General features: G+C 71.9%; 27 protein-coding genes. 13 read left to right on the plus strand and 14 right to left on the minus strand.

What is annotated here, in order from left to right:
- The first annotated feature begins 34 nt into the window (after positions 1 to 34).
- Complete coding sequence (locus OG562_RS05465) at positions 35 to 1,123, plus strand: hypothetical protein (protein WP_266394272.1); 1,089 nt, start codon at positions 35 to 37, stop codon at positions 1,121 to 1,123.
- Between the two features lie 115 nt (positions 1,124 to 1,238).
- Positions 1,239 to 2,591: an MFS transporter gene (locus OG562_RS05470; RefSeq protein WP_266394274.1), complete on the plus strand. Its 1,353-nt coding sequence runs from the start codon at positions 1,239 to 1,241 to the stop codon at positions 2,589 to 2,591.
- A gap of 57 nt (positions 2,592 to 2,648) precedes the next feature.
- Here the strand turns inward: OG562_RS05470 and OG562_RS05475 are convergent, their stop codons facing one another.
- From OG562_RS05475 to OG562_RS05485, 3 genes are all read right to left on the minus strand, one after another.
- Positions 2,649 to 3,440, minus strand: coding sequence for a spermidine synthase (locus OG562_RS05475; protein WP_266409039.1), 792 nt, complete (start codon positions 3,438 to 3,440; stop codon positions 2,649 to 2,651).
- 199 nt (positions 3,441 to 3,639) lie between these two features.
- The gene (gene tuf, locus OG562_RS05480; RefSeq protein ID WP_266394277.1) at positions 3,640 to 4,818 is read right to left on the minus strand and encodes an elongation factor Tu; all 1,179 of its coding nucleotides are present in this window, start codon (positions 4,816 to 4,818) and stop codon (positions 3,640 to 3,642) included.
- Between the two features lie 285 nt (positions 4,819 to 5,103).
- Positions 5,104 to 5,826: a DNA alkylation repair protein gene (locus tag OG562_RS05485; RefSeq protein WP_266394279.1), complete on the minus strand. Its 723-nt coding sequence runs from the start codon at positions 5,824 to 5,826 to the stop codon at positions 5,104 to 5,106.
- 50 nt (positions 5,827 to 5,876) lie between these two features.
- Between OG562_RS05485 and OG562_RS05490 the strand changes: the two genes are divergently transcribed.
- Positions 5,877 to 6,695, plus strand: a complete 819-nt coding sequence (locus tag OG562_RS05490; RefSeq protein WP_266394281.1) for a TVP38/TMEM64 family protein — start codon at positions 5,877 to 5,879, stop codon at positions 6,693 to 6,695.
- A gap of 25 nt (positions 6,696 to 6,720) precedes the next feature.
- Here the strand turns inward: OG562_RS05490 and OG562_RS05495 are convergent, their stop codons facing one another.
- Positions 6,721 to 7,890, minus strand: coding sequence for a thiolase family protein (locus OG562_RS05495; RefSeq protein WP_266394284.1), 1,170 nt, complete (start codon positions 7,888 to 7,890; stop codon positions 6,721 to 6,723).
- A gap of 117 nt (positions 7,891 to 8,007) precedes the next feature.
- On the opposite strand from OG562_RS05495, the gene OG562_RS05500 reads away from it, so the two are divergent.
- On the plus strand, positions 8,008 to 8,478 hold the full coding sequence (locus tag OG562_RS05500) for a helix-turn-helix domain-containing protein (protein ID WP_266394287.1): 471 nt from the start codon (positions 8,008 to 8,010) through the stop codon (positions 8,476 to 8,478).
- Between the two features lie 70 nt (positions 8,479 to 8,548).
- On the opposite strand, the gene OG562_RS05505 is transcribed toward OG562_RS05500, so the two are convergent.
- Genes OG562_RS05505 through OG562_RS05515 form a run of 3 tightly spaced genes read right to left on the minus strand, consistent with a single transcriptional unit; the run spans position 8,549 to position 11,435 of the window.
- Positions 8,549 to 9,298, minus strand: coding sequence for a cupin (locus OG562_RS05505; RefSeq protein ID WP_266394290.1), 750 nt, complete (start codon positions 9,296 to 9,298; stop codon positions 8,549 to 8,551).
- Positions 9,292 to 10,224 carry a PmoA family protein gene (locus tag OG562_RS05510; RefSeq protein WP_266394298.1) on the minus strand — a complete coding sequence of 311 codons (933 nt, stop codon included), beginning with the start codon at positions 10,222 to 10,224 and terminating at the stop codon, positions 9,292 to 9,294. The genes OG562_RS05505 and OG562_RS05510 overlap by 7 nt, the downstream gene beginning before the upstream one ends.
- The gene (locus OG562_RS05515; protein WP_266394300.1) at positions 10,221 to 11,435 is read right to left on the minus strand and encodes a Gfo/Idh/MocA family protein; all 1,215 of its coding nucleotides are present in this window, start codon (positions 11,433 to 11,435) and stop codon (positions 10,221 to 10,223) included. The genes OG562_RS05510 and OG562_RS05515 overlap by 4 nt, the downstream gene beginning before the upstream one ends.
- A gap of 409 nt (positions 11,436 to 11,844) precedes the next feature.
- Between OG562_RS05515 and OG562_RS05520 the strand changes: the two genes are divergently transcribed.
- Positions 11,845 to 12,720, plus strand: a complete 876-nt coding sequence (locus tag OG562_RS05520) for an undecaprenyl-diphosphate phosphatase (RefSeq protein WP_266394301.1) — start codon at positions 11,845 to 11,847, stop codon at positions 12,718 to 12,720.
- A 101-nt stretch (positions 12,721 to 12,821) separates the two neighbouring features.
- Positions 12,822 to 13,001 (plus strand): hypothetical protein, encoded by a 180-nt coding sequence (locus OG562_RS05525; protein WP_266394303.1) that lies wholly within the window; start codon positions 12,822 to 12,824, stop codon positions 12,999 to 13,001.
- Between the two features lie 109 nt (positions 13,002 to 13,110).
- On the opposite strand, the gene OG562_RS05530 is transcribed toward OG562_RS05525, so the two are convergent.
- Together OG562_RS05530 and OG562_RS05535 are read right to left on the minus strand one after the other, a co-directional pair.
- Positions 13,111 to 13,851 carry an SDR family NAD(P)-dependent oxidoreductase gene (locus OG562_RS05530; protein ID WP_266394306.1) on the minus strand — a complete coding sequence of 247 codons (741 nt, stop codon included), beginning with the start codon at positions 13,849 to 13,851 and terminating at the stop codon, positions 13,111 to 13,113.
- Positions 13,852 to 14,183: 332 nt separating this feature from the next.
- Positions 14,184 to 15,092, minus strand: coding sequence for an alpha/beta fold hydrolase (locus OG562_RS05535; protein ID WP_266394307.1), 909 nt, complete (start codon positions 15,090 to 15,092; stop codon positions 14,184 to 14,186).
- A 231-nt stretch (positions 15,093 to 15,323) separates the two neighbouring features.
- Here OG562_RS05535 and OG562_RS05540 point away from each other — a divergent pair, with 231 nt between their 5' ends.
- From OG562_RS05540 to OG562_RS05550, 3 genes are all read left to right on the plus strand, one after another.
- Positions 15,324 to 15,953, plus strand: coding sequence for a TetR/AcrR family transcriptional regulator (locus tag OG562_RS05540; RefSeq protein WP_266394309.1), 630 nt, complete (start codon positions 15,324 to 15,326; stop codon positions 15,951 to 15,953).
- Positions 15,954 to 16,102: 149 nt separating this feature from the next.
- The gene (locus OG562_RS05545; RefSeq protein ID WP_266394312.1) at positions 16,103 to 16,945 is read left to right on the plus strand and encodes a YhjD/YihY/BrkB family envelope integrity protein; all 843 of its coding nucleotides are present in this window, start codon (positions 16,103 to 16,105) and stop codon (positions 16,943 to 16,945) included.
- Positions 16,946 to 17,086: 141 nt separating this feature from the next.
- On the plus strand, positions 17,087 to 17,917 hold the full coding sequence (locus OG562_RS05550) for a DUF6585 family protein (RefSeq protein ID WP_266394314.1): 831 nt from the start codon (positions 17,087 to 17,089) through the stop codon (positions 17,915 to 17,917).
- 4 nt (positions 17,918 to 17,921) lie between these two features.
- Here the strand turns inward: OG562_RS05550 and OG562_RS05555 are convergent, their stop codons facing one another.
- Positions 17,922 to 18,248, minus strand: a complete 327-nt coding sequence (locus tag OG562_RS05555) for a hypothetical protein (RefSeq protein WP_266394317.1) — start codon at positions 18,246 to 18,248, stop codon at positions 17,922 to 17,924.
- Between the two features lie 180 nt (positions 18,249 to 18,428).
- On the opposite strand from OG562_RS05555, the gene OG562_RS05560 reads away from it, so the two are divergent.
- Both OG562_RS05560 and lnt read left to right on the plus strand, forming a co-directional pair.
- Entirely contained in the window at positions 18,429 to 18,914 is a 486-nt protein-coding gene (locus OG562_RS05560; protein ID WP_266394320.1) for a nuclear transport factor 2 family protein, read from the plus strand.
- 87 nt (positions 18,915 to 19,001) lie between these two features.
- Positions 19,002 to 20,684: an apolipoprotein N-acyltransferase gene (gene lnt, locus OG562_RS05565; protein ID WP_266394323.1), complete on the plus strand. Its 1,683-nt coding sequence runs from the start codon at positions 19,002 to 19,004 to the stop codon at positions 20,682 to 20,684.
- Here lnt and OG562_RS05570 read toward each other — a convergent pair.
- On the minus strand, positions 20,602 to 21,513 hold the full coding sequence (locus OG562_RS05570; RefSeq protein WP_266394326.1) for a Gfo/Idh/MocA family protein: 912 nt from the start codon (positions 21,511 to 21,513) through the stop codon (positions 20,602 to 20,604). The genes lnt and OG562_RS05570 overlap by 83 nt on opposite strands.
- A 111-nt stretch (positions 21,514 to 21,624) precedes the next feature.
- On the opposite strand from OG562_RS05570, the gene OG562_RS05575 reads away from it, so the two are divergent.
- The gene (locus OG562_RS05575; RefSeq protein ID WP_266394330.1) at positions 21,625 to 22,137 is read left to right on the plus strand and encodes a DinB family protein; all 513 of its coding nucleotides are present in this window, start codon (positions 21,625 to 21,627) and stop codon (positions 22,135 to 22,137) included.
- A 175-nt stretch (positions 22,138 to 22,312) separates the two neighbouring features.
- Entirely contained in the window at positions 22,313 to 22,753 is a 441-nt protein-coding gene (locus tag OG562_RS05580) for a hypothetical protein (RefSeq protein WP_266394333.1), read from the plus strand.
- A 66-nt stretch (positions 22,754 to 22,819) separates the two neighbouring features.
- Here the strand turns inward: OG562_RS05580 and OG562_RS05585 are convergent, their stop codons facing one another.
- The 3 genes from OG562_RS05585 to OG562_RS05595 all read right to left on the minus strand — a co-directional run bounded on the left by OG562_RS05585 (position 22,820) and on the right by OG562_RS05595 (position 25,736).
- Positions 22,820 to 23,293 (minus strand): hypothetical protein, encoded by a 474-nt coding sequence (locus OG562_RS05585; protein ID WP_266394334.1) that lies wholly within the window; start codon positions 23,291 to 23,293, stop codon positions 22,820 to 22,822.
- Between the two features lie 125 nt (positions 23,294 to 23,418).
- Positions 23,419 to 24,102 carry a uracil-DNA glycosylase gene (locus tag OG562_RS05590; protein ID WP_266394335.1) on the minus strand — a complete coding sequence of 228 codons (684 nt, stop codon included), beginning with the start codon at positions 24,100 to 24,102 and terminating at the stop codon, positions 23,419 to 23,421.
- Between the two features lie 80 nt (positions 24,103 to 24,182).
- Positions 24,183 to 25,736, minus strand: coding sequence for an ABC transporter substrate-binding protein (locus OG562_RS05595; RefSeq protein ID WP_266409041.1), 1,554 nt, complete (start codon positions 25,734 to 25,736; stop codon positions 24,183 to 24,185).
- Positions 25,737 to 25,884: the final 148 nt, after the last annotated feature.

The raw sequence follows: 25,884 nt of genomic DNA on the forward strand, positions 1-25,884 counted from the left end.
GTTCGTGTCCCGGACGGCACTAGGGTTTCTCCGCATGTGGCCAGGACAGCAGCCGCCCGGGGGAGAGCAGAACCCGCAGGCGCAGAACAATCCGTACCAGCAGCCGGGATACCCGCAGCCGAACCAGCAGCCGGGCCAACAACCCGGCCAATCCGGCCAACCCGGCTACCAGCAGCAGCCGAACCCGTACCAGCAGCCCGGCTTCCAGCAGCCCAACCCCTATGCGCAGCAGCCGCAGTGGGGCGCCCCGGCGCCCGTCGGCGCGCCGCAGCCGCCGCAGCCCGGCGGGGGCGGGAACGGGGGCAACCGCACCAAGGTGATCGCGATCGTGGCGGCCGCGGCCGTCGTCGTGGCCGCCGGCGTCACCGGCTTCCTGGTGCTGGGCGGCGACGATGACGACCCGGCCGACGTGAGCAAGGGCAGCGCGAGTCCCACGACGTCCGTCGCGCCGAGCGACTCGGCGTCGTCGACGACCGGCACGGACGACAACCCGCGCAGCAACGAGACCGAGAAGCCGACCGTCGCCGGCTGGAAGGTCGCCGTGAACCCCAAGTGGGGCATCGCCTTCGACGTGCCGGCCGACTGGGAGGTCCAGTCCCCGGGGCTCAGCCAGGGCTTCGAGTGGGAGGACAAGAAGAAGTCCAGCGGCTACGACTCGATCATCATGTCGGGCACGGCCGAGTACCAGTCGAAGTGGTGCGGCACGGACTCCGACAAGGACGGCAAGACCGACTACACCTCGCTGGCGATGGTCGGCACCAAGGGCGCCGAAGGGGCCAAGACCACCGACGAGATCGCGATCAACACCCCCGCCTGGTGGGTCTTCGGCGGCTACACCGAGCCGGACAAGAAGAGCATCACCTTCGACAAGAAGGCCACCGCGTTCACCACCACGTCCGGCATCAAGGGCAGTTACGCCTGGGCGCAGTCCACGAACACGCCCCAGAAGGGCAAGTGCGACAGCGACGGCAAGGCGATCACGTTCGGCTTCAAGAACTCCAACGGCGACTACGTGTCGTGGAACCTCTACGCGGCCAAGGGCGTGAAGGACGAGCTCCCGAAGGCGACGATCATGAAGATCCTCAGCACGGTACGGCTGAACGGCGACCCCAAGCACAACTGACCGCCGACGCACGACCGACCACCCACCCGGAACCGGCCGCCGAGGCGGACAGACCGGCCACACTTGGCGGGTAATCGGTTTTGCACACCGGAGTGTGGGCGGGGATAGTCGGCCGGTGACCTCAGCCGCCGACCCCCGCCACCCCCTGCGCCCGCGCCTGCGCAGACCCGTCTGGGCGAGCCGCAACTACAGCCTGCTGACCGCCGCCGCGTTCGTGACGAGCCTCGGCAGCCAGGGCGCGCTCATCGCCGCCGCGTTCGCCGTCCTGGAATCGGGCGGCGACGGCGGCGACGTGGGTCTGGTCGCGGCGGCCCGCACGCTGCCGCTGGTGCTGTTCCTGCTGATCGGCGGCGCGGTCGCCGACCGGCTGCCACGGCACCGGGTAATGGTCACGGCCAACGCCCTCAACTTCCTTTCGCAGGGCGCCTTCGCCGCCCTCGTGCTGCTCGGCGAGCCCCGGCTCTGGCAGATGATGCTGCTGACCGCGCTCGGCGGCACCGGCCAGGCGTTCTTCTCCCCCGCGGCCGAGGGCATGCTGATGTCCTCGGTCGAGGGCGAACAGGCCGGCCGGGCGTTCGCGGTGTTCCGGATGGCGATGCAGGGCGCGGCCGTCGGCGGCGCGGCCCTGGGCGGCGCGATGGTCGCCGTGATCGGCCCCGGCTGGGTCCTCGCGGCGGACGCGGCGGCCTTCGCGGTCGCCGGGTCGCTGCGGTCGTTCCTCGACGTCAGCCATATCCCGCGGCGCGAGCCGGGCGGCGGACTGCTCGCCGATCTCCGGGAGGGCTGGGTCGAGGTCAGCGGCCGGCCCTGGCTGTGGCGCATCGTCCTGCAGTTCTCGGTCGCGAACGCCGTGGTGGCCGCCGCGGACGCGGTCTACGGCCCGCTCGTCGCCCGGGACCACCTCGGCGGGGCGGGCCCCTGGGGTCTCGCCCTGGGCTTCTTCGGCGCGGGCACGGTGGCCGGCGCGCTGCTGATGACCCACTGGAAGCCCCGCCGGCTGCTGCTCGCCGGCACCCTCTGCGTCTTCCCGCTGGCCCTTCCCTCCGCAGCGCTCGCCGTGCCGGTCCCGATCGGCGTCCTGTGCGCGGTGATGTTCCTGACCGGCGTCACCCTGGAGGTGTTCGGCGTGTCCTGGATGACCGCGCTCCACCAGGAGATACCCGAGCACAAGCTCTCCCGCGTCTCCGCCTACGACTGGTTCGGCTCGGTGTCCCTGGTCCCGCTGACCACCGCGCTCGCCGGTCCCGCCGAGGACGCCTTCGGGCGGACCCCGTCCCTGTGGGGCTGCACCGTGCTGGTCGTCCTCGTGACGGCGGCGGTCCTGTGCGTACCGGACGTACGCGATCTGACGCGCCGCACGAAGCCGGTCGCCCGGCGGACGCCGACGGGGGACACGGACCGGGGCTCGAAGGACACGGAAACGGACACGGCCGCCGACACGGAGGCGGACCGAGGACTGGTGGGGTAGAGGGCGGACCGAGGACTGGTGGGGTAAAGGGCGGCGGGCCGGGGGCGGCAGCGCCGCTCAGCCGATGCCGAAGGCCCCCTCCGGCGGCACGGGCGACGGTACGGCGTCCTCGTCGCGCACCGGGCGGGCGTCGCCGATGAGGCGCCGTAGGCCGGGCCCGTGCTCCACCCGGGCCGGGAACGCGTCGGAGGCGGTGCGGCGGGCCAGGGAGGTCACGTCGAGCGGCCGGTGCGCGGCCACGAGGACCGCGTTGCCGAAGCGGCGGCCGCGCAGGACGGCCGGTTCGGCGATGAGCATCAGCTCCTCGAACACCGCGGCGAGGTTCGCGAGCTGGGAGCGCAGGAAGGCGAACGGCGCCGCGTCGGCCAGGTTCGCGAGGTACGCGCCGTCGCCGCGCAGGACCCGTCCGGCCTCCCGGGCGTAGGCGAGGGAGGTCAGGTGGGCGGGGATCCGGGAGCCGCCGAAGACGTCGGCGACGAGCACGTCGGCCGAGGCGTCCGGGGCCGTCTCCAGCCAGGCCCGGGCGTCGGCGGCGTGCAGCGCGATGCCGGCGTCCGGCGGGACCGGTAGGTGCTCGACGACCAGGTCCAGCAGGCCGCCGTCGGCCTCGACGACGTCCTGCCGGGAGCCCGGCCGGGTCGCGGCCACGTACCGCGGCAGGGTGAGCGCCCCGCCCCCGAGGTGCAGCACGTCCAGCGGGCGCCCCGCCTCGGCGACGGTGTCCAGGACGTGCCCGAGGCGGCGCGCGTACTCGAACTCCAGGTACGTGGGCTCGTCGAGGTCGACGTACGACTGCGGCGCGCCGTCGACCGTCAGCAGCCAGGCCCGATCCCGATCGACGTCGGGCATGAGCTTGGCGGTGCCGTGGTCGACGGCGCGGGAGACGGGTATGGGCTCGTCGTTCACTTTTTCATTGTGCCCGGGACGGCGTCCTCAGGGGCACGGGCCGGTGTCGCCGTACGGCTCCGCCGTATGGGCGCGACCGGCCCGCAGTGCCCCTCCCCCGCCCGTCGGCCGTCCTCACGGCACGGCCCTCACAGCACGGCCCTCACAGCACCTCCGTCACGGTTCCCGCCCCGACGGTCCGGCCGCCCTCGCGGATCGCGAAGCCCAGACCCGGCTCCAACGGGACCTCACGGCCCAGCTCGACGGTCATCCGCGCCCGCTGCCCGGGCCGCACCAGGGCGACGCCCCCCAGGTCCACGTCCCCGACGACATCGGCCGTACGGATGTAGAACTGGGGCCGGTACCCGGAGTTGACGGGCGTCGTACGCCCGCCCTCCCGCGCCGACAGCACGTACACCTCGGCGGCGAACCGGCGGCTGGGGCGCAGGCTGTCCGGCGCGGCGACCACGTGCCCCCGCCGGACGGCGTCCCGCGGCACCCCGCGCAGCAGCAGCGCCACGCTGTCCCCGGCCTGCGCCTCCTCCATCGGCTTGCCGAAGGTCTCCACGCCGGTGACGACCGTCTCGACGTCGGCCCCCAGCACGTCGACCCGGTCGCCGACCCGTACCGTGCCGCGCTCGATCGCCCCGGTGACGACGGTCCCCCGGCCGGTGATGGTGAGCACGTTCTCCACGGACAGCAGGAACGGCTTGTCCAGATACCGCTCGGGGAGGGGCACGTAGGTGTCCACCGCGTCGAGCAGCGCGTCGATCGACGCGGTCCACCGCGGGTCGCCCTCCAGGGCCTTGAGCCCCGAGACCCGTACGACGGGCGCGGCGTCGCCGCCGTAGCCGTGCGCGGTGAGCAGGTCGCGGACCTCCAGCTCGACGAGGTCGCTGAGCTCCTCGTCGCCGGCGTCGGCCTTGTTGAGCGCGACCACGATGTGGTCGACCCCCACCTGCCGGGCCAGCAGGACGTGTTCGGCGGTCTGCGGCATGATCCCGTCGAGCGCGGAGACGACGAGGATCGCGCCGTCCAGCTGCGCGGCGCCGGTGACCATGTTCTTGACGTAGTCGGCGTGGCCGGGCATGTCGACGTGCGCATAGTGCCGGGTGTCGGTCTCGTATTCGACGTGCGCGATGTTGATGGTGATGCCGCGCGCGGCCTCCTCCGGGGCGCGGTCGATGCGGTCGAACGAAACGTATCGGGTGGCGCCGCCGGCGCCCCGCTCGGCGAGGACCTTGGTGATGGCGGCGGTCAGGGTGGTCTTGCCGTGGTCGACGTGACCCATGGTGCCGATGTTCAGATGCGGCTTGGTGCGCACGTAGGCGGTCTTGGGCATGGCTGTACCTCGCAGCTCTGCGTAGGAGAGGAGGACCCCGAGCAACCGGCCGACCCTCCCCCTGCGGGGTCCGCCGGTCGATCCGGAGAGGGTCAGCTTCGGGCGCCGTCGACAGCGGCCACGAGGAGCGGGACGGCAGCCTTCGGGGCATCCGCGACGGCGGATGCTGCGACGACGAAGGCGTACCGGAACATGGTCCCGATCATTTCCGATGGTTCGTTCGGTGTCGAATGGTTTTCGGCGGGTTCGCAGAGCCGGACAGCGGCTGCTGTTCGCGGACGGCCGCTACTCCCCGATGTTCTTCAGCGCCTCCCGCACCGACAGCGGTGCGAACCGTCCCCGTTCGCGGGCGAGGAAGGCGCGGACGGCGTCCGGGGCGGTCTTGGCGTACTCGCGCAGACACCAGCCGATCGCCTTGCGGACGAAGAAGTCCGGGTGGCCGGACTGGCGCAGACAGTAGGCGAAGAGGCGGTCGACGTCCGTGCGGTCCTTGTAGCGCAGTTGGTGGAGCAGCGCGGAACGGGCGACCCACAGGTCGTCGTCGGCGATCCAGGCGTCCATGTCGGCGGTGAGCCGGGGGTCGGCCGCGACCAGGCCGCCGACGACGTGCGCGGCGAGCAGGTCGACGGTGTCCCACCAGGAGACCGTGGCGACGAGCCGGCGAGCGGTCGGCAGGAACGCGGACGAGCAGCGTCCGACGTGACGGCGCAGGTAGTCGACGGCGAAGTAGTGGTACTCGCGCTGCGGCAGCGCCCAGCAGCGCAGGGCGATCGCCGCGCAGTCGGCCTCGTCCGGGCGGGGCGTGCCGGCCAGGACGGTGCGGGAAAGCGCCCGGCGGTCGGGCGTGGGGATGCCGAGGAAGGGCGCCACGTCCTTCATGTACGCGCGCATCCCCGCCGCCCTGACGGGATCGGCCGCGCCGGCGTACACGGCGCTCAGCCGCTCCAGCACGGTGTCGGCGAGAACGCTCGGCGGCGCTCCGGCCGCACCCGCGCCTGTGACGGTCATGAGACGAACCATACGGCGATCACACACGTCCTTCGGTTACTGTCGCCCGCATGCTCGATGCCACCAACCGCTCTGGGGGCACCGCCACGGCCACTCCCCGGGCCACCGTCACGGCACTCGTCCTTCCCGAGCCCGTGCCCGCCGTCCCCGTCGCCGTGCCCGCGCCCACGCCGCTCTCCGTCGCCGCGCCCGGCGGTCTCGCCGCACGCTGCACGAGAGTGCTGCTCTCGCCCTGGTCGCGGTTCTCGCTGCTGATCGCGCTGCTGGCGGCGGCCGCGTCGAGTGTGCTGCTCTTCGAGCCGCAGAAGCTGCTCGCGGACGGCTGGCCCCCACAGTTGGGCGGCGCCACGGCGGCCGCCGTGTTCGCGGTGGCGTACGGGCTGTGCACCGTGGCGTTCGTCCCGCGCCCGTTGCTCAACCTGGCCGCGGGCGCGCTGTTCGGCTCGGCGACGGGTCTGGCGACGTCGCTGACGGGCACCGTGCTGGGCGCCGGTCTCGCCTTCGGCCTCGGCCGCGTGCTGGGGCAGGACGCCCTACGACCGCTGCTGCGCGGGCGGCTGCTGAAGGCGGCGGACGGCCAGCTGAGCCGGCACGGCATGCGCTCGATGCTGGCGGCGCGGCTGTTCCCGGGGGTGCCGTTCTGGGCCGCGAACTACTGCGCCGCCGTCTCCCGCATGGGCTGGGTGTCCTTCCTGGTCGCGACCGCGCTGGGCTCGATCCCGAACACGGCCGCGTACGTCGTCGCGGGGGCCCGCGCCTCGGCGCCGACGTCGCCGGCGTTCCTGATCGCGATGGCCGGCATCGCCCTGCCCGCGGTGGCGGGCGCGGTGGTGGCCTGGCGCAAACGCCACCACCTGCGCAGGCCGTGACTCCCGGATCCCTTCCAGGTCCCCTCTAGACCCCTTCGAGGATCATCGCGTTGGCGAGTCCGCCCGCCTCGCACATGGTCTGCAGCGCGTAGCGGGCGCCGCGTTCGCGCATCGCGTGGACGAGGGTCGTGGTGAGCCGGGCGCCGCTCGCGCCCAGCGGATGGCCGAGCGCGATCGCGCCGCCGTGCACGTTGACCTTGGCGAGGTCGGCGCCGGTCTCCTGCTGCCAGGCCAGGACGACGCTGGAGAAGGCCTCGTTGACCTCGAACAGGTCGATGTCGTCGAGGGTCAGCGACGCCCGGCGCAGCACCTTCTCGGTGGCCGGGATGACGCCGGTGAGCATCAGCAACGGGTCCGATCCGGTGACGGCGAAGCTGTGCAGTCGGGCGAGCGGGCGCAGGCCGAGGCGGGCGGCGGTCTCGCTGGAGGTGATGAGGACGGCGGAGGCCCCGTCGTTGATCGGGCTGGCGTTGCCGGCGGTGATGTTCCACTCGATCTGCGGGAAGCGCTCGGCGTACGTCGGGTCGTAGTAGGCGGGCTTGAGGCCGGCGAGGATCTCGGTGGTGCTGCCGGGCCGTACGCACTCGTCGTGCGCGACGCCCTCCAGGGGCGCCAGCTGGGCGTCGAAGAGGCCCGCGTCCCGGGCGGCGGCCGCCTTGCGGTGCGAGGAGACCGCGAAGGCGTCCAGCTGATCGCGGGTCATCGACCATTTCGCGGCGATGAGTTCGGCGCTGATGCCCTGCGGGACGAGGCCCTCCGGGTAGCGGCCGGCGACCCCGGGACCGAAGGGATCGGTGCCGGGCAGCACGCCCGACCCCATCGGCACCCGCCCCATGGACTCCACTCCGCAGGCGACGACCAGGTCGTACGCCCCCGAGAGCACGCCCTGCGCCGCGAAGTGCACGGCCTGCTGGGAGGAGCCGCACTGGCGGTCCACGGTGGTCGCGGGCACCGACTCCGGGAAGCCCGCCGACAGCACGGCCTGCCGGGTGATGTTGACGGCCTGCTCGCCGACCTGGGTGACCGTGCCGCCGATGACGTCGTCGATGAGCGCCGGGTCGATCCCGGAGCGCTCGACGAGGCTGCGCAGGCTGTGGGCGAGGAGTTCGACGGGGTGGACGGAGGCGAGGGCGCCGTTCGGCTTGCCCTTGCCGATGGGGGTGCGTACGGCTTCGACGATGACTGCGTCACGCATGGTGCGGGCCTCCTTGGCCGCCCGGGCACGACCGGCGCGGCTACCGGTGAGTAGGAAATCCAAACTCACCATAGCCCCGTGGGTTGGAAAATCAAACCCTCCCCTAAGCTGGGCGTCATGGCAGCCCCCAAAGACCCGCGCCCCTGCTCGATCGCCGACGCCCTCGCCCTCGTCGGCGAGAAGTACTCCCTGCTCGTCCTGCGGGAGGTCTGCCTGGGCAACGGCCGCTTCGACCAGTTGATCCGCAACATCGGCGCCCCGCGCGACATCCTGGCCACCCGGCTGCGCCGTCTCGTCGACGCCGGGATCCTCGCCAAGCGCGCCTACAGCGAGCGCCCGCAGCGCTTCGAGTACCGGCCGACGCAGGCGGGCCTGGAGCTGGAGCCGGTGCTGATGACCCTCATGGCGTGGGGCGACCGCCATCTCCGGAAAGACGACGATCGCCCCATGGTGGTCGAGCACGTCTGCGGCAACGAACTGGTCCCCACCGTCACCTGCTCCGCCTGCGGCGGCACGGTCCACCACCAGGACCTGACGGCCCACCCGCAGACTCCCGGCTGGACGGTGGCGGGCCCGACCGCGGCGTGATCCGGACCACGCCCTCCCCGGGGCCACACCCTCCCCGGGCCGACGTTCCCCCGGCCGGCGCCCCCTGGGCCTACGCCCCCTTGTACACGTCCAACCGTCCGCACATCCCGAACTTCCCGTACGCCGAAGGCTGTTCGGCCCGTACGACCGCCTCGGCGAGGTGGGAGACGTCCCCCTCCGCCAGCCGGTCGAGCTGCTCCCCCGTCGCCGCCGCGGCCGCCTGCGCGCCGCGCCGCCAGCGCTCGCGCCACTCGGCCAGCCGGGGCCGCACCAGGGCGGCGGCGGCCCGATGGAAGGCCGCCAGGGCCTCCGAGCCGTCCGGCCCCTTCCCGGCCTCGCGCAGCGCCCGGTAGCCCTCCAGGGCCAGATCGCGCCGGGCGCGGGCGATCCGGGCCTGTTCCGCCTCCGGGGCGTCGGCCGGGATCACGGTCGCGGCGGCGTACGTCTCCGGGTCGGTCAGGTACTCCGGGGGCAGCGTGAGCACCGCGTCGCCCGCCTCCGGGAGGCCGCTGTTCTGCATCAGGACGGTGATGCGCAGGTCGTCCTCGTTGACCAGACGGTGGACGGTGCCGGGCGTGAACCAGGCGACCGTGCCGGGCGTGAGAGGCGTGACCTCGTAGCCGGAGGCGGTGAGGGTCTGCACGGCGCCCCGGCCGCCCGTCACGACGTACCCCTCCGAACAGGTCAGGTGCATATGGGGCGTTCCGCCGTGCAGACCGTCGGCGGCCGGCCAGTCGTACACGCACAGGCGCGAGACGGCGACCCCGCCCGGCAGCCCGCCGTACGCGCTGCCGTGCGCACCGCCGGACGCGCTCACCAAGGGTGCGCGTCCAGGTACCCCGCGATCCCCTCCCGCTCCCAGGCCCCGTCGGCCACGACCACGCGGTAGCGGCGGGTGAGGGTGTCGCCCGGGGCGAGTTCCAGTTCGTCGAAGAACGCCCAGGAGGGGGCGATGCCCGCGAAGGGCTCGTTGCGTACGAACCAGTGGGCGGGGTGGGCTCCTTGGGCGCCGGAGTGGTCGTTCTCGGGGGCGTGCGCGAAGACGACGGTCGCGTGGCCGTCGGCGCCGTCGTGCTCGCCGGAGAGGGCGAGCCAGGGGCTCTGCGAGGCCATCAGCTCGGGGCCCTCGCCCTCGGGACCGATGATCCGGCCGTCGCGGAAGGCACGCGGGCCGCGCCAGAACAGGCCCGTGTACCCGGCCAGTTCGCGCCCGGCGGTGGTCGGGCTGCCGAACCGCAGCGGCTCGTCCCGGCGGTTGGTGATCGCGCTGGTCCAGGTCAGCGCCCAGGAACCGGAGTCCGGATCGACGTCGTGCACCTCGATCCGGCGCGCCTCCTCGGCCCACAGCTCACCGCTGTACGGGTGCCAGGTCAGGCGTTCGGCGATGACGGCCCGGCCGCCCTCGGCGGACACCTCGTCGAAGGCGACGTGCGCCATCGACCCGACGCGCTCCGGCAGCGCGAGATACCCCTCGCCGTGGACATAGGAGTTGCCGCCCCACAGGTTCGCGCCCGAGAGGTGGGACGCGGTCAGCGACAGGCCCTTGTGCCAGCGGTGGTCGTTGGGCCGGTAGTCGGTGACGACGTCCCCGGCCAGCGTCCGCAGCGGGTGGAGGTACGGCCTCGGCGCCTCCCAGGCCGCCTCCGGCCGGTAGACGTAGGCGAGCAGCTCGACGCCGGTGACCGGGTCCGCCAGCGTGATCCGGTCACCATGGGCGTGCACGAGCCGCAGACCGTCGCCGCTCATGCGGACACCTCGGCGGGCTTCGCGACAACGGCCGCGGCCTCGGCCGTGGCCGCGGCCGGCGCCCAGCCGGGCGCGCCGCCGTGCAGGGCCGTGTAGTAGGGGTCGCCGGGCCCGATCTCGCCCCGCCGCACCGTCGTGTCCGTGAACGCCGACTTGTACAGCGCGCTGATCAGCTCCAGGCTGGTGCGCCCGTCCGCGCCGCTGCTGCGCGGCCGCTCCCCCGCACGCATGCTGGCGACCAGCTCGCGCAGCTGCTCCAGGTGCGAGCTGGGCACGTCCGCGCCGAAGTCCTGCCAGGCCGCCGCCAGATCGCCCGGGACGTCCGGGGCCGGGGTGATGCGCCAGTCGGCGTTGGAGTGGCCGTAGAGGTGGGTGAGCTCGACGGTGGCGCGCTCGCAGTCGATCCGGATGCGGCTGACCTCGTCGGGGCTGAGGACGCTGTTGACGACCGTCGCCATGGCCCCGCTCTCGAAGCGCAGCAGCGCGGTGGACACGTCCTCCGTCTCCACGTCGTGCACCAGCCGGCCGGCCATCGCACGGACCTCGCTCCACGGGCCGAGCAGATCGAGCAGCAGGTCCATCTGGTGGATGCCGTGGCCCATGGCCGGGCCGCCGCCCTCGGTCTGCCAGCGGCCGCGCCAGGGCACGGCGTAGTAGGCGGTGTCGCGGTACCAGGTGGTCTGGCAGTGCGCGACCAGCGGCCGCCCGAGCGCCTGCTCGGCGAGCAGCCGCCGCACATGCCGGGTACCGGACCCGAACCGGTGCTGGAAGACGATCGAGGAGTACGGCCCCCCGGCCTGCCCCTCCTCCGCCTCCACGGCGTCGTAGTCGGCGAGGGTCGGCACCGGCGGCTTCTCGCACCACACCCAGGCCCCGGCGCGCAGCGCGGCCACGCTCTGCGCGCGGTGCAGGGTCGGCGGGGTGCAGATGGTCACGAGGTCGGGGCGCTGCTCCGCCAGCATGCGCTCCAGGTCGGTGTAGGCGTGCGGAACCCCGCCCTCCGCGCAGAACGCCTCGACGGCCCCGGCGTCGATGTCGACCGCCGCGACCACCTCGGTCTCCCCCTCGGCGGCGAGCCGCTGCAGCGCGGGCAGATGCGAGCCGCGGCCGATGGCGCCGGCGCCGATCACGGCGGCCCGGATACGGCGGCCGGCGAGCGGAGCCGACGGCGGAGATGACGGGGAAGCGGACGGGGAAGCGGACGGGGACATGGGCGGGATCAGCACTCCTCCGACGTACGGCCGAACGACCGAGTGGGCTTGCAATCGAGTCACACGAGTTGCAATCGAGCAGCCAGCACCCGCAGCAAGCGCTTTCCACTCGACAGCAACGTATGCGGCGGCCCACCAGCGGGTCAACCATCCACGGGCCTCCTCTCCACCATGAGAACCGCCGTGAGAACCGCCATGGGATCCGCCACGAGAACCGCCATGGGATCCGCCACGAGATCCACCCTGCGCACCGATGCCCGCACACCGCCTGCGAAGCCCCTGTGCCGGGCCTGTCACACGGGACCGCTACGCTTCCCTCCGCAGGCACTTGATCACCTGATCACCCCGGCGCGGCGGGCCCGCCGTCTCCGTCGCCCCTCTCCGATCGGCACTTGGACTCCGTAACCTCATGTCTTGGTTTGAATCCCTCATCCTCGGACTCGTCCAGGGGCTGACCGAGTTCCTCCCCGTGTCCTCCAGCGCGCATCTGCGGCTGACCGCGGCCTTCTCGGGCTGGGAGGACCCCGGCGCCGCCTTCACGGCGATCACCCAGATCGGCACGGAAGCCGCGGTGCTGATCTACTTCCGCAAGGACATCGGGCGGATCATCGCCGCGTGGTCGCGGTCGCTCTTCAACAAGGAGATGCGCAAGGACCACGACGCCCAGATGGGCTGGCTGGTGATCGTCGGCTCGATTCCGATCGGGCTGCTCGGCGTGACGCTGAAGGACCAGATCGAGGGGCCGTTCCGCGATCTGCGGATCACGGCGACCATGCTGATCGTCGTCGGCATCGTCATCGGCGTCGCCGACCGGCTGGCGGCGCGCGACGAGAACGGCGGACGCCATCGCGCGCCCAAGCAGCGCAAGACCCTGGAGAACCTGAGCGTCAAGGACGGCCTGATCTACGGCCTCTGCCAGGCCTGCGCCCTCATCCCCGGCGTCTCCCGCTCCGGCGCGACCATCAGCGGCGGCCTGTTCATGGGCTACAAGCGCGAGGCCGCGGCCCGTTACTCGTTCCTGCTCGCCATCCCGGCCGTGCTGGCCTCCGGGATGTTCGAGGTGAAGGACGCGCTCGAGGGCGGCCATGTGGCGTGGGGGCCGACGATGTTCGCGACGGTGATCGCGTTCTTCTGCGGGTACGCGGTCATCGCATGGTTCATGAAGTTCATCAGCACCAAGTCCTTCATGCCGTTCGTCTACTACCGCGTCATCCTCGGCATCGTCATCATCGCCCTCGTCGCGACGGGCGCGCTCAGCCCGCACGCGGCGGAGTCGGCGGAGTGACCGCTCCCAGCCGACAGTTGATCTACGGCCGTGACCAACTCCATAGGTGACGCGTAGCCGTCTGGTAGCGCACTGTCAGTGCTTGCGCCTAGGCTTGCGCCATGTCCCCCAAATCTGTGGCCTCTGGTTCCGTGCTGTCCGCGACCGAGTTAAACGAGCGGATCCGCGCGCTGTGGCTGCGCGCGGGCGGGTCCCTGTCGGCCCAGGAGCGCGTGGAGTACGAGCTGTTGGTGGTGGAGTGGGCCGCGGCGATACGCGGCGAGGTGGTCACGGCGGCGTAGGCGAGGCAGGACCGGGCGGAACGACGCGAGGCCGGGCGCGACGACGCGAGGCCGGGCGGAACGACGTAAAGCTGGGCGGGACCGAGCAGAGGCGCGCGGGCCCGCGCGCTCACCGCCCTCCGGCCACCCGCAGCACCGCCCCCGTCGTGTACGACGCCTCGGGCGACATCAGCCAGGCCACGGCCGCCGCGATCTCCTCGGCCCGGCCCGGGCGGCGGAGCGGGATCGAGGTCGCCGCCCGCCGCGCACGGTCGGGGTCGCCCATCGCCGCATGCATCTCGGTGTCGATGATGCCGGGCGCGACGGCGTTGACCCGGACGCCGTCCGGGCCGAGTTCCTTGGACAGGCCGACGGTGAGAGCGTCGAGGGCGGCCTTGGTCGCCGCGTAGTGGACATAGTCGCCGGGACCGCCGAGCGTCGCGGCCGCGGACGACACGTTCACGATCACCCCGCTCCCCCGCGCCGACATCAGCTGTGCCGCCCGCCGGGCGCACAGCAGCGCGCCCAGCAGGTTCACCTCCACGACCCGGCGCAGGTCGGCGGTGTCCGTGTCGGCCAGCCGTCCCAGCGGGCCGGTCACACCGGCGTTGTTCACCAGGCCGGTCACCGGTCCGAGGTGCGCTTCGGCCGTCTCGAAGAGCCGTTCCACGTCCGCTTCGACGGAGGTGTCCACCCGTACGGCGACCGCGCGGCCGCCGGCGTCGCGCACCGCGTCCGCGACCGCCGCGGCGGCCTCGGCGTCACGGACGTATCCCACCGCCACGTCATGCCCCTCGGCCGCCAGCCGCGCGCAGACCGCGGCCCCGATCCCACGACTGCCGCCGGTGACCACCGTGATGGGACGTGACATGTCTGCCTCCTGACGCAGCGCGGTCTTCCGGTCTCCCGGGTCCCCGCTCTCCCGGTCCATCGGATGATCACCCTACGTCCGCGCGCCCGCCGTCCCGGACGGCGTCGTCGAGAGGTGGCGTTCCAGGAGTGCGCGACGTCGACGACGAGGGGGGTCGCCGGGTCGTGGTTCGGGCCCACGGAGATCTGCAGGATCGCCCCGCCGGAGACGGGGATCTCCCCCGAACCGGGCATGGTCGGCTTGTCGACGCACTGCACGTGACGGCCGAGCGCCCCGGTCGTCGGGCCGCCCTTGAAATCGAGGACGGACAGGCCCCGGTGCCGTGCACGCCGTCAGCCGACCGAGTCCATGAACGTCAGCATCCGCCGGTTCACCTCGTCCGCGTGGTCGATCTGTGGTCCGTGTCCGGTGTTCGAGACGATCTCGGCACGGGCTCCCGGCACCAGGCGCGGCACTCGCTCCACCTGCCGCCGCGGGTGCACCAGCAGGCTTCGCCTGCCGAGCACGAGGTAGAGCGGGGTACGGACGGTGGAAAGCTCGGCCTCGGACAGGGGCAGCGGCGCCGGGCGGCGTATCCGGTAGGCGCGGACGCTCCGTCTGATCATCGTGCGCAGCTCCGGCACGACGAGGACAGGCTGCTCCAGCCAGGCCGCCAGTCGGGGGCGCAGCGCCTTTGGCGCGGAGGTCGCGAAGAGGCTGACGAAGATCCAGACGAAGAAACGCAGACCGACCTTCTCCAGGCCCCCGGGGTCGAGCAGGGTGACGGAGGCGAGGCGGCCGGGCCTTCGGTGCGCCTGGTTCAGGGCGAGCCAGCCGCCGTACGAGGAGCCGACGAGGTGCACCCGGTCGAGGCCGAGTTCGGCGAGGGTCTCGTCGAGCCACTGCGCGGCGCGTTCGGGCTGGTGGATGGCCTCGCGCTGCACGCTGCGGCCCGGGTCGCCCGGGGTGTCGATCGCGTAGACGGGGCGTTCGGCGCTGAGCGCCGGGGTGTTCGGATACCACATCGCGGAGCAGCTGCCGGCGCCGTGCACCAGGACGACGGGGGTCCGGGACTCGTCGGCCGGGCCGTACCGGTAGACGTGCGTCGTCCCGAAGCCGGTCTCCACGTCCACCTCCGCAACCGCCTTCGCCCCCAGGGCGTGTACGGCGTCGCAGGCGGCGAAGTAGCGGTCGCGCAGGGCGTCGTCGACGTACCGTCCGACATCGGGCCGGGCACGGTCACGGGCCGTGGTCTCGGACACGGGTGGCCACCTCCGTAAGTCATCGGTGATCAGTGATCAGTCGTTGGTTGTTGGTCGTTGACCATCGCCTGTTCGTGGTACGACCGTATCATCAAATTGATACAGCTGTACCATGAAGACGGCACGGCCCAGCGGCACGGCCCGGCAGCCAGGGCCACCGAGCAAACCGAGGCAGGACCGAGGCAGGACCGAGGCGGACCCGACGCGGGACCGAGGATGGAGGCAGGGCGCATGCCCAAGCGTGTGGATCACACACAGCGACGTGTCGAGATCGCCGAGGCGCTCATCCGGGTCGCCGGGCGACGCGGGCTGCACGCCGTGGGCATGCGTGACGTGGCGGCCGAGGCCGACGTGTCGCTCCGACTGGTCCAGTACTACTTCGAGACCAAGGAGAAGCTGCTCCTCTTCGGCCTTCAGCGGCTGGCGGAGAGATTCGGGGAGCGGGTCGCCGCCCGGCTCGCGGCGGCCGAAGCCGGCCCGAGCCCGCGGGCGACGGTGGAGGCGCTGCTGATGACGGCGCTGCCCGCCGACGAGGAGAGCCGCACCTTCCACCTCCTCTACACCTCGTACGCCGTACTGGCCGTGACCGACGAGACCCTTGCAGCCCAGCCCTTCATCAAGGAGCCCGACGCCGCCGAGGAGGCTCTGACACACCTCCTCCGACAGGCCGGCGAGGCGGGCCTCCTGAGCCCCGGCGCGGACCCCCGACTGGAGGCGATCTCCCTGCTCGCCCTGTCGGCGGGGCTCGGCACCAGCGTCCTCGTCGGCCAACGCAGCCTGGAGACGGCCGCCGAGGTCCTGCACCGTCAACTGGACCGGATCTTCCGCCCCCTTCTCGTGTCGCCCCCAGCCGTCCAATGACCGTCCGTTAAGATCGCTTCGCCACAAAGGTACCGATTTTCACGGAGGACAGGACGGCGAGGATCAATCGCGAGCGCCTCGTCAGAACGCTGACGTTCTGGCTGCGTCCTGCCTTCGCGTTACAGGTCGTCACCCGCTTTCAGAAGATCGTGGGTTTCGACCGGTCGATGGCCCTGGCGTCCAGCGCCCTGACGGCGTTGGTCCCGCTCTCCCTCCTCATGAGCGCCGTCCTGGGCAACTTCGTGCACTACGACGTCGCGGAGCGGATCATCCGGCGCTACCACCTCACCGGAGCGGGCGCCACGGCGGTCAGCACCCTGTTCTCTCCCGCCGAAGGCGCCAGTGCGAGCGTGGGCGTCTTCGGGGTCGCGTTTCTGACGATCTCGGTGCTGAGTTTCGCGCGCGCCGCACAGCGGCTCTTCGAACAGACCTGGGAACTCAAGCCCCTCAGTGTGCGCAACACGCGCAACGACCTGTGGTGGATCCTCGCGCTCGGCGGCTACGCGGTGGTCACGGTCCTGCTCTCCGGGCTCCTCGACGGAACCGGACTGGGTCTGGCCGCTACGGCGTGCGAGGTACCGGTGACCACCGCGTTCCTCGTCTGGAGCGGCTGGATCCTGTCAGCAAAGCGGATCAGCCGGCCGGACCTGCTCCCTTTCGGCGTCGCCGGCGCCGTTCTGACGGCGGCCTACTCGGTGGGTGCGGGCATCTACCTGCCGCGTCTGTTCAACTCCTACGCCGCACGCTACGGAGTGGTCGGCGCCGTCTTCGCGATGATCTCCGCGCTCTTCGCAGCCATGCTGGTCATGGTGGGATCGGCGGCACTGGGGCGAGAGGTACGGGACCAGCTCGGTCGGATCCGTCAGGGGCAGCGCCCGTCCGACCACGAGGTCCGCCGGCAGTGGGACAGCCTGGTCGAGCAGACGCGGTCACGGTGGCGCACAGCACGGGAACAGGTCTCCCGCCGTCAGACCAAGGATCCGAACCGCTGACGGACGCAGGATGCCCTGCGGGAAGACGACCGTCTACCACTTTCCAGCCAGACGCCGTAGCATCGCGTCGACGTTTTGGATCGTCAACTCGACTTGCCAGCAAGTCTGTTGGGGTACTGCGGCGCATATGGGGGAGTGGCGATGGGGGCCCGAAATCTATGGGACGAGATCCCGGCGACCGTGCCGGGCGCGGCGGCGGAGCGGGCGCTGGGCGCCGGTCGGTACGCCTTTCGCGCACGGACCAGCGCGGTGTCCTGGTGGGGCGCGTTCATGCTCCTGCTGGTCACGGCGTTCTGCGTGATGATGGTCTTCGTCATCAGCGATGAGAGCGAGTGGACGAACGCGATCCTCTTCATCATCCTCGGCGGATGCAGCTTCCTCGGGGCGATCGCCGTACCGCTGGCCGCACGGTTCAAGCCGGCCGAATGGTGCGCCGTCTTCGAGGGCGGTGTCGTCTACCAGTACGGGTCGCGTCCGCCGATCGCCGGGGCCTGGGACGAGATCACCGGGTGCCAACGACACGCGACGGACCTCGTCCGCAACGGGGTCACCATGTCCACCACGCATTCGGTGTACGTCCAGATGGCGGCCGGCAACTTCATGGTGTCGGGGGACACCGCCAACGCGCAGGAGATCGGCGCTCTGATCGCGAACAACTGGGTCGCCGTCCAGAACCAGATCGCGGAGGAGCACGCCGGCGCCCAACTGGAGGAGCTCGGCGAGTTGTTGCAGACCGGTGGACGAGTGGCGTTCGGACCGTTCACGGTGAGCCTGGCCGGACTCGAGCACGGGGGCGCCGTGCTGGACTGGAAGAAGATCAGCGAGGTCGAGCTGATGGGATCGACCATCTACGTGCTGGTCACCGGGGAGCGCAAGCCGGCGGTGAAGGAGCCGGTCTCCGCCGTGCCGGAGAGCGTGCTGTTCCTCACCCTGTCGGACGCCCTGCGCCGAACGGCACGGCAGACCACATGACCTGCTACCTGCTGGATGCGGTGGGGCAGTCGCCGCCCTGGGCCTGCCGGACACGCTCGACGACCATCGTGGCGGCGGCGAGGTGAACCCGCCGCCGCCACGCTCGCGGTGTGGGTCCGGTGTTGTAGACGGAGCTGATCCGGTCGTTCCAGGCCGAGGGCATGACGCCCTCCGAGTACCAGGCGTTGGTGTTGCCCGGGTACCAGTACCCGACACCGTCGGCGCGGGCGAGCAGGGCGAAGCCCGTGCAGGCCGGCGGCCCGCCGAATCGGCCCATCACGAACACCGCCGCGTCGCCGTCGCCGACATGGTGTGACGGGCGCGCTGTCACCGCGGCCCGACGGCGGGTGCCGCATGCCCACGCCGGTCTAGCAGCGCCCCACGAGCCGGCGCCGTGGAGTTCCCCGCGTATCGCCGCACGCACCCTCGGACGTCCCCGCATGGCCCCTGTCACCGGACGGATCCCCGCACAGCACTTGGCTGGGCAGCCCTTATGCCCAACACTCGGCCCATGACGCAGCGTGTGGAGCTCGCCACCGTGATGGACCGGCTGGCCGTCGACGAATTGATCACCGACTATGCGGGGGCCGTCGACGACGGAGACTGGACGGCGTACCGGGAACTGTTCACATCGGACGGGCGGGCGGACTACCGCTCCGCCGGAGGGATCGAGGGGGAAGCCGGGCACGTGGCCGATTGGCTCGCGGAGAGCATGCGGCTGTTCGCGATGCGGCAGCATCTCATCGTCAACCGTCGGGTGCGCTTCGAGGTGTTGGAGCAGGACACGGGGGCGGACGTCGCCCGGGTGCGGGCCGACTACGTCAACCCCATGCGGTTGGCCACGGACGGCGACGGCTCCGCGAACGGCCACGGCTCCGCCGCCGCGCCCGACTTCGTGTGCGGGGGCCGGTACTCCTTCGATCTGCTGCGGACGGACGACGGCTGGCGGGTGCGCGAGGTCGTCGTGCACGAGAAGTGGCGGCGGTTGCCCGGCTGAGCCGAGAGCGCGCTGTCGGAAAGCGCCCTGTCGGAGATCGTCGGGAGCGCGCACACTGGAGCCACCCGCCGGGTAGGGAGGCGCCGTATGAGGACGACGTTCGGTCACTGGCTCGTCTCTCCCTGGCGGCGCTCGGCCTTCGTGGCCCTGGCGGGCGCCCTGCCCGTGCTGGCCTTCCCGGCACCGGCCTTGTGGTGGTGGGCGTACGTCGCCCTGGTCCCCTGGATCCTGCTGGCCCGCTCCGCTCCGACGGGGCGGCGGGCGGCGTACGACGGCTGGAGCGGCGGGTTCGGGTTCATGCTGGCCATGCACCACTGGCTGCTGCCGTACCTGAATGTGTTCACCCTCGTGATCGCCGGCCTGCTGGGCGGCCTGTGGGCTCCGTGGGCCTGGCTGGTACACCGATTCCTCGGCCCGGCCGGCACCCTCCCCGCTACCCGCCCCACTCCCCTCCCCGCCCCCCTTCCCATTCCCCGCCCCGGCGCACACACGGATCCGCACGCCGGCGCACGCACCCACGCACCCCCTGAAGTCCCGACCCGTGGCCGGGTCCTCGTCGCGCTGCTCGTCCTGCCCGCCGGCTGGCTGGCGATCGAGCTGGTCCGTTCGTGGCAGGGGCTGGGCGGGCCGTGGGGGATGCTCGGGGCCAGTCAGTGGCAGGTGGAGCCGGCGCTGCGGCTCGCCTCCGTCGGCGGGGTGTGGCTGCTGAGCCTCCTGCTGGTGGCGGTGAACGTCGCCGTCGCCGTCCTGGTCGCCCTCCCCGCGTCCCGCGCGCCGGCCGTCGCCGGTCTCGTCGCCACCGCCGCCACGGCCTCGGCCGCCTGGGTGTGGGCGCCCCGCCCCGACGTCGACGGGCGCACCCGGATCGCCGTCGTGCAGCCGGGCGTGATCGACGGCGTCGACAGCCGCTTCGACCGTGAGGCGCAGCTGACCCGGCGGCTGGTCGGACAGGGCGTCGATCTGATCGTCTGGGGCGAGAGCAGCGTCGGCTACGACCTCGTGGACCGGCCCGATCTGGCCGAGCGGGTGGCGGCCCTCTCCCGGGTCACCGGCGCCGACATCCTGGTGAACGTCGACGCCCGCCGCTCCGACCGGCCCGGCATCTACAAGAGCTCGATCCTCGTCGGACCGGACGGCCCGACCGGCGACCGGTACGACAAGATGCGGCTGGTGCCGTTCGGCGAGTACATACCGGCCCGCTCGCTGCTCGGCTGGGCGACCTCGGTGGGGAAGGCGGCCGGCGAGGACCGGCGGCGGGGCGCCGAGCAGGTGGTGATGGACGCCGGGCCGGGGCTGCGGATCGGGCCGATGGTGTGCTTCGAGACGGCGTTCCCCGACATGAGCCGGCATCTCGCGCAGGACGGCGCGGACGTGCTGGTCGCCCAGTCGTCGACGTCGTCGTTCCAGAGCAGTTGGGCGCCCGAGCAGCACGCCTCGCTCGCCGCGCTGCGCGCCGCCGAGACGGGACGCCCGTTCGTGCACGCGACGCTCACCGGCGTCTCCGCCGTCTACGACGCGGGCGGGCGGCGCATCGGCTCCTGGCTGGGCACGGACGCGAGCACCCCGGCCGTCTACGACGTCCCGCTCGCCCACGGCGTCACCCCGTACGTCCGCTACGGCGACTGGCCCGTCGACCTGGCCCTGTTGACGCTGGTCGCGCTGGGGCTCACGGAGGGGGCGCGGACGGTCAGGCTCCGGCGGAGCTCTCCCGCACCGCTCGTACCACCCGCTCGCACAGCTCATGAGTCGCCAGCGCGTCCCGGGCGCTGAGCACCTTGCCCGCGCGCACCGCGTCCAGGAAGGCGAGGATCGCCTGCTCGATGCCGCGCTGCCGGGACACCGGCACCCAGTCGCCGCGCCGCCGCACCGTCGGCTGCCCCTTGTGGTCGATCACCTCGGCGAGGTTGACGACCTGACGCTTGGTGTCCTGCCCGGAGACCTCGAGGATCTCCTCGTTGGAGCCGCTGAGCCGGTTCATCACGCCGAGCGCGGTGAAGCCGTCCCCGGAGAGCTGGAGGACCACGTGGTGCAGCAGCCCGTCCTCGACGCGGGCGCGCACGGTCACGTCGTCGACCGGGCCGGGCGCCAGGAAGCGCAGCGTGTCGACGACGTGGATGAAGTCGTCGAGGATCATCCTGCGCGGTTCCTCGGGCAGCCCGATCCGGTTCTTCTGCATGACGATCAGCTCGCGCGGATGGTCGGCGCACTGCGCGTACCCGGGCGCGTACCGCCGGTTGAAGCCGACGGCGAGGGAGGTGTCACGGGCCTCGGCGAGCGCCACGAGCCGCTCGGAGTCGGCGAGTTCGTAGGCGAGGGGCTTGTCGACGTACGTCGCGACGCCCGCCTCCAGCAGCCGGGTCACGATCTCGGGGTGCGCACCGGTGGGCGCGTGCACGAAGGCCGCGTCGAGGCCGACGGCCAGCAGCGCGTCCAGGTCGAGGTGGCGCTGGTGCGGGGACACGCGCAGGGTGTCGGCGACGCGGTCCAGGGTGGCCGCCGTACGGGTCTGCAGGTGGAGCTCGATCCCGGGCAGCGTGCCGAGCACGGGCAGATACGCCTTCTGCGCGATGTCGCCGAGTCCGATGCAGCCGATCTTCACGGGCGCTCCCTCACTGCTTGTCTCGGTTTGTCTCCGCGTCCCCGCAGGGCAGGATACGGCCGCTCCCGCAATCCCGTGGCGGCGGGGGGCGGGGTGGGCGAGCATGCGGTCATGACGACGCAGCGCAGCGAACCCGCCCAGAACGCCGACGAACGCACCATGCTGGAAGGCTGGCTGGACTACCACCGGCAGACCCTGGCCTGGAAGTGCGAGGGACTCACCGACGCCCAGCTGCGCACCGCCTCGGTGCCGCCGTCCGAACTGTCCCTGATGGGGCTGGTGCGGCACATGGCGGAGGTGGAGCGCAGCTGGTTCCGCCGGGTGCTCGTGGGCGACGGCGCCGGCCCGATCTACTACAGCGACGAGGACCCGAACGGCGAGTTCCACCTCACCGAACAGGACACCTGGAAGGAGGCGCACGCCACCTGGCAGGCGGAGATCGAGGTCGCCCGACGGCACGCGGCCGGCTTCGCCCTGGACGAACTCTCGCGCGGGCAGAGCCGATACACCGAGGAACCGTTCAGCCTGCGCTGGATCTACACCCACATGATCGAGGAGTACGCCCGTCACAACGGCCACGCCGATCTGCTCCGCGAGTGCGTCGACGGTTCCACCGGCGACTGACGAGACCGCCGGCCGGCCGGGCTCCGTCACCCCGGGCCGGGCGACGACCTCCTTACGGGGCACGAGATCACCCGTGTGGGGCAACCTCCGCTTGTCCGCTGTTGCTCGGGCGGCCAAAACCACCAGAGTTGCGCGGGTGCATCGAACGCCGACTACCGCAGCGATCCTGGTCACCGTGGCCGTCTCGGCCCTCGCCGGTTGCGTGACCGTCCAGCGCCCGCCCCTGCCCGGCCCGGTCGTGGCGCCGTCGCAGCCGCCTGTGCCGAGGCCGGAGGGGCAGGCCGAGACCCAGGTGGTGCAGGCCCCGGCCCGGGAGGCGCTGGAGATGGTCGGGCCGTCCCGCCGGCCCACCCCGACGACGCCCACGCGACAGCCGCGGACGGCGAAGGCGGCTGCCCCGGCAGAACAGCAGCCGCCGCCCCGCCCGCGCTCCCATCCGCACCCCCGGCCGGCCCGCCCGGAGCCGCGCCGGCCCACGCAGCCGCGCGTGCGGATCCCGGACGTGGAGGAGGAGGTGCGCAGGAACACCGATGTGTGCGCGCTCGGCAGGAAGTACGGCGGCTGGCAGGGGGACAGCCCGGAGGCGGTGATCTGCGAGCAGGCCTACGGGCGTTGAGAAGCCGCCGACCGTAGCCGGCGAGGGGCCTTCACCAGACCCCGCGCCAAGCCCGCGCCGAGCCCCTCACCAGGTCCCCTCCCCCAGCCGCAGCTCCATCCTGCTGATCGCCGCCCGTACCCCGTCCCCGTACCGGTCGTCCCCCAGGGCCACGGCCGCGCTGCGCGCCCGGCGCACATGGGTGCGGGCGGCCTCGGCGCGGCCGAGCTTCACATAGTCGGCCGCCAGATTCAGGTGCAGCGAGGGGTACAGCGCCCGCACCTCGAGCGATCCCTCGTGCTCCGCGTGCTCCTCGTCCGCCGCCGTCAGCGCCCGCAGGTCCCACGCCAGTTCGTCCGAGGGGTCGTCGTGGGTGTCGGCGAGGTAGTGGGCCAGGGTGCAGCGGTGCAGTGGGGCGCCGTCCTCGCCGATCTCGGTCCACAGGGCGAGGAGACGGCGCCGGGCCTCCTCGCGGTCTCCCCCGTGGTGCAGCATCACGACCTGCCCGATCCGCGTCAGCACGGCGTCCGGCGCCTCCCGCTCCTGCCGTCGCTCTGCCACCGCGCCCTCCTTGCGTCGCCTGCGACGACGCTAACCGCAGGGGCCCGCGATCCCGGTCAGGCGGCACCGGGCCGGTCCCCGCAGGAACCGGCCCGGCGGCAGATCAGCCCGGGTCGGGCACGACCTCAGACCAGGTTCGGGATGGTCCAGTCGATCGGGTCGTGGCCCTGGGCGGCCACCGCCTCGTTGATCTGCGTGAACGGACGGGAGCCGAAGAACTTCTTCGCCGACAGCGGCGAGGGGTGCGCGCCCTTGACCACGATGTGCCGGCTCTCGTCGATCAGCGGGAGCTTCTTCTGCGCGTAGTTGCCCCACAGGACGAAGACGGCCGGGTCGGGCCGGTCGGCCACGGCGCGGATCACCGCGTCGGTGACCTTCTCCCAGCCCTTGCCCTTGTGCGAGTTCGCCTCGCCGGAGCGCACCGTGAGGACCGCGTTGAGCAGCAGGACGCCCTGCTGGGCCCACGGCATCAGATAGCCGTTGTCCGGGATCGGCGTGCCCAGCTCGGCGTGCATCTCCTTGTAGATGTTGCGCAGGGACGGCGGGATCTTCACTCCCGGCCGCACCGAGAAGCACAGGCCGTGCCCCTGGCCCTCGCCGTGGTACGGGTCCTGGCCGAGGACCAGCACCTTCACCTGCTCGTACGGCGTCGCGTCGAGCGCGGCGAACACCTCCTCGCGCGGAGGATAGACGGGCCCCTGCGCCCGCTCCTCCTCGACGAACTCGGTCAGCTCCTTGAAGTAGGGCTGCTGCAGCTCGTCGCCCAGAACCCCGCGCCAGGACTCGGGCAGCATGGCGATGTCGGTCACGTCAACGTCCTCCGTTGTGCGGTCACTTACCCACCGCAGAACCTACAGGCGACCACTGACAACCGGCCTCGCGGAGGGTCCTACCAGCTGGTCTTGCGGGACAGTTCCCACACCATCATGATCGTCGAGGGGTCCAGCGAACGCTCCCCGCCCGAGATGTCCTCGCTTGCCGCGATGTACTGCTTGCCCTGCCACAGCGGCAGCAGCCGGGCGTCGTCGACGAGGATCTGCTGGGCCGCCTCGAAGTCCTTCACCACGTTGGCGCGGTCGCTCTCCTCGCGGGAGTGGGGCAGCAGCACCTGGGTGATCTCCTTCGCCGGGTAGGGCGTGCCGAGCGCGTTCTGCTCGCCGACGAAGGGGGCGATGAAGTTGTCGGCGTCCGGGAAGTCGGGGGCCCAGCCACGGCCGAACACCGGGTACTCGCCCTTCTGGTAGCCGACCACGTAGGTGTTCCAGGGGCGGCTCTTGAGGGTGACCGTGAACAGGCCGGAGTCCTCCAGCTGCGCCTTGAGCTCCTTGAACTCCAGGGCGGTGTCGGAGCCGTAGCGGTCGGTGGTGTACCAGAGGGTGAGCGGGACGGGCGCGGTGATGCCGGCGTCCGAGAGGATCGTGCGGGCCTTGTCGGGGTCCGGGTCGCCGAAGGAGTCGAAGAAGCCGGTGGTGTGACCGGTCAGGCCCGTCGGGACCATGGAGTACAGCGGATCGACGGTGTCCTTGTAGACCTTGTGGGCGATCGCGTCCCGGTCGACGACCTGGGCGACGGCCCGGCGCACGGCGAGCTTGTTCGACGTCGGGTCCTTGGGGTTGAACACCAGGTAGTTGGTGTTGCTGCCGGCGCCCTCGATGAGCTGCAGGCCCTTGTCGCCGGCGCCCTGCCCCTCCAGCTCGACGATGTCGTCGGCGGCGAGACCCTGGTAGGTGATGTCGATGTCCCCGGCGCGCAGGGCCTTGACCATCTCGCCGGAGTCCTGGAAGTAGCGGATGGTCACCGCGTCGTTCTTGCGGTCGGCCAGGCCCTTGTAGTTGTCGTTGCGCACGAGCACGGACTGCTTGCCCTCGCCGTAGGACTGCAGCCGGTACGGTCCCGAGCCGACGATGCCGTCGTCCTTGCGCAGGGACTTCGCGGGGTAGTCGTCGGGGTCGACGAGGGACATGCCCGGGGTGGCGAGCACGAAGGGGAAGGTCGCGTCGGGCTTGTTGAGCTGGAAGACGATCTTGCGGTCGCCGCTCACCTTGATGCTGTCCAGGCTGCCCAGCAGTCCGGCGGGGCCGCTGTCGGAGTTGATCGCCTTGATCCGGTCGATCGAGTGCTTCACGGCCTGCGCGTCCAGTTTGTCACCGTTGGAGAACTTCAGCCCCTCGCGCAGTTCGCAGGTGTAGGTGCGGTTGGAGCTGTCCGTGAACTCACAGCTCTTGGCGGCGTCCGGCTCGGGCGAGGTCGCTCCCTTGGGGTAGGACAGCAGCGTCTGGTAGACGTTGCGGAACAGTTCCCACGAGCCGTCCCAGGCGGCGGCCGGGTCAAGGGTGCTGGGCGAGCTGGTCGTGCCCACGACGATCGGTCCTTCGTCGCCTGAGCTCTGCTCCCCCAGGAGACTGCACCCGGCCACCATGGATATGGACACGATCGCCGCCATCTGCTGCAAGGATCGGTTCCGGTTGAACACGCGCACGCTCCTCGATCTGCCATGCCAAGGGTTGGCAGACCATACCGCAGCGCCCGACGGGGTGAACCCGCACGGGTGGGGCGTTCTTGATCACTTGGGCGATGACGACGTTGTCATC

The organism is Streptomyces sp. NBC_01275 (genome assembly GCF_026340655.1).
Taxonomy (GTDB): Bacteria; Actinomycetota; Actinomycetes; order Streptomycetales; family Streptomycetaceae; genus Streptomyces.